The organism is Haematobacter sp. (assembly GCF_032102465.1).
GTDB lineage: Bacteria > Pseudomonadota > Alphaproteobacteria > Rhodobacterales > Rhodobacteraceae > Haematobacter.
Genome location: NZ_DAMDHB010000033.1, coordinates 1 through 3,111 on the forward strand (window position 1 = coordinate 1; position 3,111 = coordinate 3,111).

3 protein-coding genes are annotated in these 3,111 nt (G+C 71.7%); all 3 read left to right on the forward strand.

Annotated features, from left to right (window positions below; translation table 11 throughout):
- A partial coding sequence (locus tag RT513_RS16425; RefSeq protein ID WP_290686185.1) for an iron chelate uptake ABC transporter family permease subunit occupies nucleotides 1-215 on the forward strand: 215 nt, incomplete at its 5' end.
- Nucleotides 212-1,006, forward strand: coding sequence for an ABC transporter ATP-binding protein (locus tag RT513_RS16430; protein ID WP_290686188.1), 795 nt, complete (start codon nucleotides 212-214; stop codon nucleotides 1,004-1,006). The genes RT513_RS16425 and RT513_RS16430, both read left to right, overlap by 4 nt.
- Nucleotides 1,003-2,052, forward strand: coding sequence for a siderophore-interacting protein (locus tag RT513_RS16435; RefSeq protein ID WP_290686192.1), 1,050 nt, complete (start codon nucleotides 1,003-1,005; stop codon nucleotides 2,050-2,052). Before RT513_RS16430 ends, RT513_RS16435 begins: the two co-directional genes overlap by 4 nt.
- The last annotated feature ends 1,059 nt before the right edge of the window (nucleotides 2,053-3,111 follow it).

Below are 3,111 nucleotides of genomic sequence, written 5' to 3' on the forward strand. Positions count from 1 at the left end.
CGCCGCTTGGCCAGCGGTTGAGCGGGGCGCGGAGCCTTGCGGGGCGGATGCTGGCCGCCGCCGCCGCGGGGGCGGTGGTGCTGGCGGGGGCGGATACGCTGGCGCGCACGGTCATTCCCGGCGTGGAGCTGCCCGCCGGGGTCATGACGGGGCTGCTCGGCGCGCCCTACCTGCTGTGGCGGCTGATGCGAGAGATGAAAGGGGGCGCGCTATGAGACTGGCGGCAGAGGCGCTGACGCTTGGCTATGACGGGCGGACGGTGATCCGGGGGCTGGACCTGCGGTTTCCCGATGTGCCGATGACGGCGATCCTCGGCCCGAACGGTTGCGGCAAGTCCACGCTGCTCCGCGCCATGGGGCGGCTCATCACGCCGCAATCGGGCCGCGTGCTGCTGGAGGGCGAGGACGTGCGGCGGATCGAAAGCCGCGCGCTGGCCCGCCGGATGGCGGTGCTGCCGCAATCGCCGGTGGCGCCCGGCGGCATCACGGTCGCCGATCTGGTGCGGCGGGGCCGCCTGCCGTGGCGCGGGATGCTTGCGCCCTGGCGGGAGGCGGACCAGAGCGCCTGCGTCGCGGCGATGCAGGCCGTGGGTGTCGTCGATCTGGCGGATCGCCCGCTGGAGGAATTGTCGGGCGGTCAGCGGCAGCGGGCGTGGATCGCGCTGGTTCTCGCGCAGACGACGCCGCTGCTGCTGCTGGATGAGCCGACGACATTCCTCGACCTCTCGCATCAGCTCGACCTGCTGGCGCTGCTGCGGCGGCAGAGCCGGGGCACGGGCCTGCGGGTCGTAGCCGTCCTGCACGACCTGAACCTTGCCGCGCGGTTCTGCGATGCCCTCGTGCTGCTGGGACCGGGCGGGCTGGTGGCGGAAGGCGCGCCGGAGGCGGTGCTGACGCCCGAACATCTCGACCGCGCCTTCGGCCTTGCCGCCGAGGTCCATCCCGATCCCATCACGGGCACGCCCATGGTGATCCCTGCACACCGCCCCGAGGAGAGGCTGGCATGACCCATACCGAAACCGCCACGGGGCGCTATCGCGGCCCGCTGTCCGAGGAGATGTTGCCGCATCTGGAGGAGCACCTGCTTGCCTTCGACCTTCCGGTGCGGCGCGGGGCGGGGCGTCTGGAGATCAGCGGGCCGCTGGCGAGCGCGGCGCTGGTGCTGACCCCGGATGGGCTGGACATCGCCATTCGCGCGGTGGACGCGGTGCAGCTCTATCACATGCGGGAGAGCGCGATGTATCTGCTCGACCATGTGAGCCCGGAGGTCGCCGCGGGGCTGACATGGGCGGATGGCCCGGCGTTGCCCGCGCGCCCGCCGAGCCTGCACGATGCCACTGTGCTTTCCACCCGCCGGATCGGCGCGAATTTCCTGCGGGTGGAGATGGCCACTCCCGGGGCGGGCGCGCTGGGGCGGGGGGGCATGCACTTCTCGCTCCTCCTGCCGGCCGAGGGGCGCGCGCTTGTCCTGCCGCATCTGAACGAGCGCGGACGGACGGTCTGGCCTGAGGGCGCGGATGCGCTGCACCGGGTGGGCTATACCTTTGTGACGCTGGAGGCCGGGCCGGACGGAGCGGGGCGTTTCACCTTCGACATCTATCTCCATGCAGGCGGGCGGACATCGGACTGGGCGCGGGCCGCCCGTCAGGGGGAGCGGGTGGCGGTCATGGGGCCGGGGGGCGGAGACTTTCCGCCGGGCGAGCGGCTGCTGATCGCGGGGGATGAGACCGCGCTGCCCGCGATCCGCCGGATCCTCGAAGCCTCGCCCGCGACGCGGCAGGGGCGCGCGCTCATCGAACTCGCCGATCCCGCCGACCGCTGCGGGATCGCCGCGCCGCCGGGTATCACCATCGACTGGGTGGAGCGGAAGCCGGGCGCGGGCCTGCTGGAGGCGCTGCGCGCCACCCCGCTCCCGGACGCGGGGACATATCTGTGGGTCGCGGCGGAGCAGTCCGTGGTCCGGCAGGCCAAGGAGCATTTCCGCGCCGCGGGGCGGGTCGAGCGCGGGCTGAACTATTTCTCCTCCTACTGGGAGGCGCCGAGCGCCGGGTGAGCATGGCGGGCACCGGTTGCGGGCGCGTTTCGGCGCGTCCACCCGCCCGCCGGGACGGGTGATCCGAACCCGATCCAAAGACCGCGGCAGTTTGCCACGCGCGCCGCACGGGCCTTGTCCGGCATCGCCGGGCAGGGTTTGCCGCATGCGCGTGGGCGAGCCGGGTGGTTTCCGACGGCCCCTTCGGTCGGGCCGCGCGGGCGGTGGGGAAGGCCGAGCTCCACGAGGTTTGCCACATGCCTGCGGAGGAACCGACTGACGATAAGCGGAAACAGGAAGACCGTTTCAGCTTGCCGCACGCTTGCGGGAGCCGATCCGAGCGCCTGGGGACAGCGCCTCTGCCCTGTCCGCATCGCCAGCGGAAGCGCCCGGCAGGAGCGCGGCCAGCTTCCGCGGTTCTGGTCGGAGGGGGCGGGTCTGGGGCCGAACCGTTCCAGAGGCTCGGCCTCCCGAGCACCTGTGTTTCAGGCGGCGGCATTTTGGCAGGTCGCTCCGGTGCTCAGCGCGTTGGAAGTCAGGATCTTGCGCGGGCAAGCGAGGGTGACGAGCGGCGCCGTCGATCTGAGGGCCGGCATGGGCGGGGATCATCTTGGGCGCGCACGCGAGGGTGACGGGCTTTCTGGCCTTTCCAGCCGCGAGCAGGCGTTCTGCGGAGGTCCGGTGCCGCGGGCCGAACCTGCTGGCCGTGAGCGCTGCCAGAGAGCGTGTTTGGCTGATCGTGCCGCGTCCACCCTGTATGCTGCGCTTGCCGCTGGGGTGTTCGAAGCCATTGGCATGTGGGGCAAGGTCCGCGAGAGCTGCGAGCAAGGATATGACGCCCCCGACCTTTTCCGCAGCCCGCCAACGGGCGTGCGCTGCGGTCGCGGATACTGGGGAAAGGGCTGGCAGCCGGGGCAGGCTGACGGCGCAAGGTTTCCAGTGTGGGTCCAGCTCCCTTCCGAAGCCGGCGCCCGGATGGATCAGTCCTGCGCAGGGGCGCCGCTCATGGGCCGGACCTATCCGGCATGGTCTGCAGAACGGTGTTTTTCCGCTTGATGGGCTGAGGAGAGAAGGGAATGC

Bases quoted from the DNA above. Each gene is read 5' to 3' on its own strand.
- RT513_RS16430 (WP_290686188.1), top strand. From the start codon at position 212: ATGAGACTGGCGGCAGAGGCGCTGACGCTTGGCTATGACGGGCGGACG.
- RT513_RS16435 (WP_290686192.1), top strand. From the start codon at position 1,003: ATGACCCATACCGAAACCGCCACGGGGCGCTATCGCGGCCCGCTGTCC.